The sequence below is a fragment of the Bifidobacterium sp. POST2/T3 (B1) genome, assembly GCF_058197115.1.
Map to the genome: position 1 here is coordinate 1 of NZ_JBVPQK010000184.1, position 5,223 is coordinate 5,223.

6 protein-coding genes are annotated in these 5,223 nt (G+C 59.9%); 2 read left to right on the plus strand and 4 right to left on the minus strand.

Going from position 1 to position 5,223, the window contains the following annotated elements:
• Positions 1–324, plus strand: a 324-nt coding sequence (locus AC0AP0_RS08545; RefSeq protein WP_490430160.1) for an FHA domain-containing protein, incomplete at its 5' end; no start/stop codon positions are given.
• Positions 325–337: 13 nt separating this feature from the next.
• On the plus strand, positions 338–934 hold the full coding sequence (locus AC0AP0_RS08550) for a MerR family transcriptional regulator (RefSeq protein WP_046322860.1): 597 nt from the start codon (positions 338–340) through the stop codon (positions 932–934).
• A gap of 234 nt (positions 935–1,168) precedes the next feature.
• Here AC0AP0_RS08550 and AC0AP0_RS08555 read toward each other — a convergent pair whose 3' ends face one another.
• The 4 genes from AC0AP0_RS08555 to AC0AP0_RS08570 all read right to left on the minus strand — a co-directional run.
• Complete coding sequence (locus AC0AP0_RS08555) at positions 1,169–1,885, minus strand: HAD hydrolase-like protein (protein ID WP_110425188.1); 717 nt, start codon at positions 1,883–1,885, stop codon at positions 1,169–1,171.
• Positions 1,878–2,225, minus strand: coding sequence for an RNA polymerase-binding protein RbpA (locus AC0AP0_RS08560; protein ID WP_045935333.1), 348 nt, complete (start codon positions 2,223–2,225; stop codon positions 1,878–1,880). The genes AC0AP0_RS08555 and AC0AP0_RS08560 overlap by 8 nt, the downstream gene beginning before the upstream one ends.
• 84 nt (positions 2,226–2,309) lie before the next feature.
• Entirely contained in the window at positions 2,310–4,874 is a 2,565-nt protein-coding gene (locus AC0AP0_RS08565) for a DEAD/DEAH box helicase (protein ID WP_490430161.1), read from the minus strand.
• A 13-nt stretch (positions 4,875–4,887) separates the two neighbouring features.
• Positions 4,888–5,223 (minus strand): hypothetical protein (locus AC0AP0_RS08570; RefSeq protein ID WP_490430162.1); only part of this gene is annotated, 336 nt, incomplete at its 5' end.

A 5,223-nucleotide genomic window follows, 5' to 3' on the forward strand; every position in this document is an offset into this window, starting at 1 on the left:
CGATTGCCTGAGGGTACAGCCCTGCTGATCTCTACTAGGGGAGCGGTGTCGGGATCGCGTTATCTGCTGGATGAGGACCAGGTCAGCGTGGGCCGTGATCCCAAAGCGGATATTCTGTTGGACGACTCGACAGTCTCCAGGGCGCACGCCATATTTGTACGGACTGACCAAGGCTTCAGGGTCGAGGACACGGGCAGTCTTAACGGCACCTACGTCAACCGTGAACGCGTGGACCAGGCCGACCTGCACAACGGCGACGAGATCATGATCGGCAAGTTCAGGCTGGTCTACTTCGACAATCGGGCAGTCATCGCCAAGAGCTGATAGGGGGCATGGCATGGCCGAAGAGGTGCCGAAGCTGGTGCAGGGGGAACTCTTCTCGGCTGAGCAGGCCGAGGGCACGACCCGAGGCTACCGGGGAACTGTCGCGGCCAAGGTGGCCGGCATCACCTATCGACAGCTGGATTACTGGGCCCGCAAACGGATTGTAGAGCCCTCAATTAAGGCCTCACACGGATCAGGCTCCCGCAGGCTATATTCTTTTAAAGATGTGGTCATCCTGGCGGTCCTCAAGCGACTTCTGGATGCCGGCGTCAACCTGGTCAACGCAACAAGCACTGTGGCTTATCTTGAGCATCGGACAGTCGGTCAGCTTGAGCATGTGACTGTGGTTTGCGACGGGGACGAGGTTAGCGAGTGTTCAGGCCCGGATCAGGTCTTCGCTTTGATGCAGTCCGGGCGTGCCGTCTTTGCTATCTCTGTGGGTGCTATCTGGCATCGGATGGATCTGGAACTGCAGACCTGCGACCATGTGGATTTGACTACCGGACAGCTGACACCAGGCTTGCCTGAGCGGCCCATCGACGAGCTGACGGCTATGCGTCTGCGCCAGCGTTTGGAGCACCAGCACGAGCAGCGTCAACGGGCTGCATGATCGACGAGGACAACATTGTGCGAAGGCCATGTGGCGGCCTAAAGGGGGAGAAAAATAATAAGTAATTTGACATAACGTACATTATCGGCTTACTGGCATTTCATAACAATTTGCTTTGTTGACTGTGATTTCAGGGTTGTTACTGTCCTGGCTTGGAGCTTTGCGATTGTTTGCGCAAAGTTTGCCGCGGATGAGTGTGCGATTGTTTGCGCAAGACAGATCCTGAACAAGGTGTTATTCCTGGAAGTAATCCTCGGCAGCTTGGCACAATTGGCCGACATGGTCGATGACTCGGTAGCACCCGTGAGACTCAAGTTCTCCGGGCTCGGCATAGCCCCAGCCGCATCCCAGGCAGTCCAGACCGGTTTCCAGGGCGCCATCGGCATCAGTCCAACGGTCGCCGACCATAAGGGCCCGGTCGCCGTGTTTGGCATCGAAACCAAGCCGCTGCAACGCGTAGGTGATAACTTGGCCCTTGGTGACCCTTGTGGAGTCCTTGCTGGCGCCATAGACTCCATCTACCAGTGGCCTCAATCCGAAATGGTCACATACGGGCAGGGCCTGATACTCAGGCTTGCAGGTGGCCACGGCCAAAGTCAGACCATGCTCGTGCATACGGTTGAGCTGTTCGGGGATGCCATCGAAGACTGTGGCGAGCAGGCGTCCAGGGACACGTTGTCCAGGATGCCTTGGATCTTCGAATGATGCTTTTTCGCTGTAATAGCACCGGTAGATTTGAACGCCCTTATCGACGTCCTCCTCTCTGATGCCGTTGTGGCGCAAGGATATTTCGATAGCTGGTCCGATGAATCGTCGAAGCGCGCTCTCGTCGGGCACAGGATGACCAAGCTCTTTGAAAGTCTGCACCACAGAGGCGATAATGCCCGGATGAGAAGCAGTCAGGGTACCGTCCAGATCCAGCAGAACCAGGCGGCGCGGTGATTTACTCATAGTCGGGGAACCATCCTTCGCGGTGCATTTTCAGACGCTTGTCAAGCACAGCCTTGAGCTCATCCTCGGACCGACGCTCCAGCAGCATGTCCCAGTGGGTCCTGGTCGGCTTGCCGGTCTTGCCGGACTCCTGCTCGTCATGTCCCTCAAGGTGAGCGATCTGCCCGCAGCGGCACTCCCACTCCTGCGGCACCTCAGCACCCTCGGCCAAGGGCAGGATGGTCCGATGGCCCTTGGGGCAGATGTAGGCGACCTCGCTGCGTGCCGCGAAGTCCACATTCTGATCAGATTCCAGGGACTTCGCCCCAATACTCATGCCGCGAAGACTACGCTCTGCCATGATTCCTCCTTACTCGTGTCCGTCACTGCCTCCAAGCTACAGAACAGTGTTGACCTGAAACTTATTCCCTGTCTGCGACCGTGTTCACTCCACGCCTGTATATGCCACAATGCCGCGATTGACCTGGTCGGCGGCGATGCTGGCTGCCCTGGCCAGGTGATGCCCTCCCCTGCCCAGGTAGGGTTCCACTTGGACGATCTGGGTGAGCACATCGGACAGGCGCTTGGCGTTGCGCACGAAGTCCCCCGCCGTCAGATCACTGTCACGCAGGATGGTGGTCAGAGAGTCGCCGCAGGCCCAGTCGTAGATGGTCGGCCCTAAGTCAAAATCAAGTTCCGGGGGCAGTTCCAGCCCGGCCTGATCGCAACGTTCCTGCACCTGGGACCACTGACGCTTCATATCCTCCATGGCCTCGACCAGCCTGGGAGCTCTGTATCCGGCCCTCTCCCCCGGCTGCTCCCCTACCCCACGTCGGGATTCGTAGACCAGTCCGGAAACGGCGGCCGCCAGTTCTGCGGGCTCCAGATCGTTGAGGAGGCCCCGATCCAGGATCTCGGCAAGGCTCAGATCCTGCTCACTGTAGATGCGCCGAAGCAGCTGCCCTTTGCGCGTCAATCGGCAGTCATCAGGGTCGACGGGACGGGTGTAGTGCAGGTCAGCCAGAATCTGGCAGATTCTGTCGAACTGGCGCGAGACTGATCCTGTTTTGGACTCGTACTGTTCTCGAGTCCTCTGCAGCTCCTTGTCCATGCGAAGCCACCGGTTCCCCCAGCGATGGTGCTTGGGCAGATCCGGGCACTGGCGGCAGGGATGGTTGCGCTCCTGCTCGCGCAGCTGGTCGATGTGCCGGTCAAGGTCACGGAATGCCTGGTCGCGAGCTTTCTCGCTGGTGAACCTTTGTCGCTTCAAACGGCGGCGATCGTTCTTCTGGGCCGAAGAGAGGGCTGCACGGATGCGCATGAACTCGATCAGATCGCCGCGGCTGCATTGGGCGGCCTTACGGTAGTCCTCCAGGCCGCTGGTCAGAGTCTCGATGCGCTCCTCCAGCTCTGAGGCTGATCGGTTGGCTTCCCACTGAGCAAAGGAATGGTCCAGGGTATCCCGGGCACGCGTGTAGCTGGAGGAGTTGAGCAGGTTGACGGCCATGTTGAAGGTGGGTCGGAAGCTGGAGTGCAGCGGATAGACTCTCCGGCTGGACAGGGCCACCATGGTCTTGGGGCTGAAGTCCCGGTGGTCGACCACTACTACATGGCCGATGTCGTCGATGCCGCGCCGGCCGGCTCGACCGGTCAGCTGGGTGAATTCGCCGGGCGTCAGGGCTACATGCCCGGTGCCGTCAAACTTCTCTAGCTTTTCGACCACGACGCAGCGGGCAGGCATGTTGATGCCCAGAGCCAGGGTCTCAGTGGCGAAGACCACCTTAAGTAGTCCCAGTTCGAACAGATGTTCGACTATCTGCCGGAAGAGGGTGACCACGCCAGCGTGATGGGCGGCGAAGCCCTGCTCCAGAGCGAAACGGAACTGGGAGAATCCCAGCGCCTTGAGATCCTCCTTGCTGAGCTGGCCGGCTGCCATGGAGTCCACGATGTGCCGTATTCGGCGCGCCTCCTCATCAGTAGTCAGCTGCAGGCCTGCCCGGATGCACTGCTGGACGGCCTGGTCGCAGCCAGTACGGGAGAAGATGAAGTAGATGCCGGGCAACATGTCCATGAAGTCCAGCTCATCGACCACGTCTGCCCGGCTTGGACGATACCGCTCCCCCATCCGTCGCTCTGGCCTGCCGCCGCGGCCATGGTGGTGATGGTGTCCTTGATCACGGGCCTGAGCACGTTCTTGTCCTGCCTTGTCCAGCTGGGCCAGCCGGGAGACCAGACGTGGGTTGATCTTTGGGGTCTGCCGTCCTGAATTGTCGTGTCGATACAGGTCCAGGATCTCGGGCTCGGTGTGCCTGTCGGCCTGGACCAGGACGTGCTGCTCCAGCGGTACGGGCCTGCGTTCGGAGACCACCAGATGGGTGCGTCCACGCACCGATGAGATCCAGTCGGAGAATTCCTCCACGTTGGACACGGTGGCCGACAGCCCCACAATGCGGATGGAGGCCGGAAGATGGATGATGACCTCCTCCCAGACGGGCCCCCGGAAGCGGTCGGCCAGATAGTGGACCTCATCCAGGATTACGTACTTGAGGGCCGTCAGGGTGGAGGACTGCTCATAGAGCATGTTGCGCAGAACCTCGGTGGTCATGACTACGATGTCCGCCTCGGAGTTGATGGAGGTGTCGCCGGTCAGCAACCCCACCCGGTCCTCGCCGTAGCGGTCGACCAGGTCATGGTATTTCTGGTTGCTCAGGGCCTTAATGGGGGTGGTATAGAAGGTCTTGACGTTCTGCTCCTGGGCCAAAAATACTGCAAAATCGGCTACGATGGTCTTCCCGGCGCCGGTCGGAGCGGCCACCAGAACGTTGTCGCCATCCTCCAGAGCAGTGATGGCTTCCAGCTGGAAGTCGTCCAAAGGGAAGGGCAACTTGGACTGAAAACGTGCGGGCGCTCCGGTCATTCGCTTACGGTGACGACTGAAACGGGCATAGCGTTCCGCCGGCCCCGGTTCGGATGTTGATGAATCCTGTCCGTGGTGACGATGACCTGACATATTCCTCCAAGAACTACTTATTGAACTGCTTCCACCGCCGCCAGACGCGGGCATGATTCCTCCTGCGCTGCTCCCTGCGCTGCAGAACCTGGGCGTGGGCCTGGCTGTAGCGTTCGGTTGAGTGCGACAGGGGCAGGGCGAAAGCCGGACCTTCAGCCCTATCTGTTGCCTGTGACTGTCCTGCAACTGGGGGCTGGGGCATGTGTCGGTTCAGATCGTCTGAGACCCGCCCTATGGATCGGCCGGCCGCCATGGCGTGGCGGATGGCGTATACGGCTCCGCCAATCAGCATGGCCAGCATGAAGATCACCAGAAAGATCCAGATCCATCCAGGCATGGCACTCCTCTC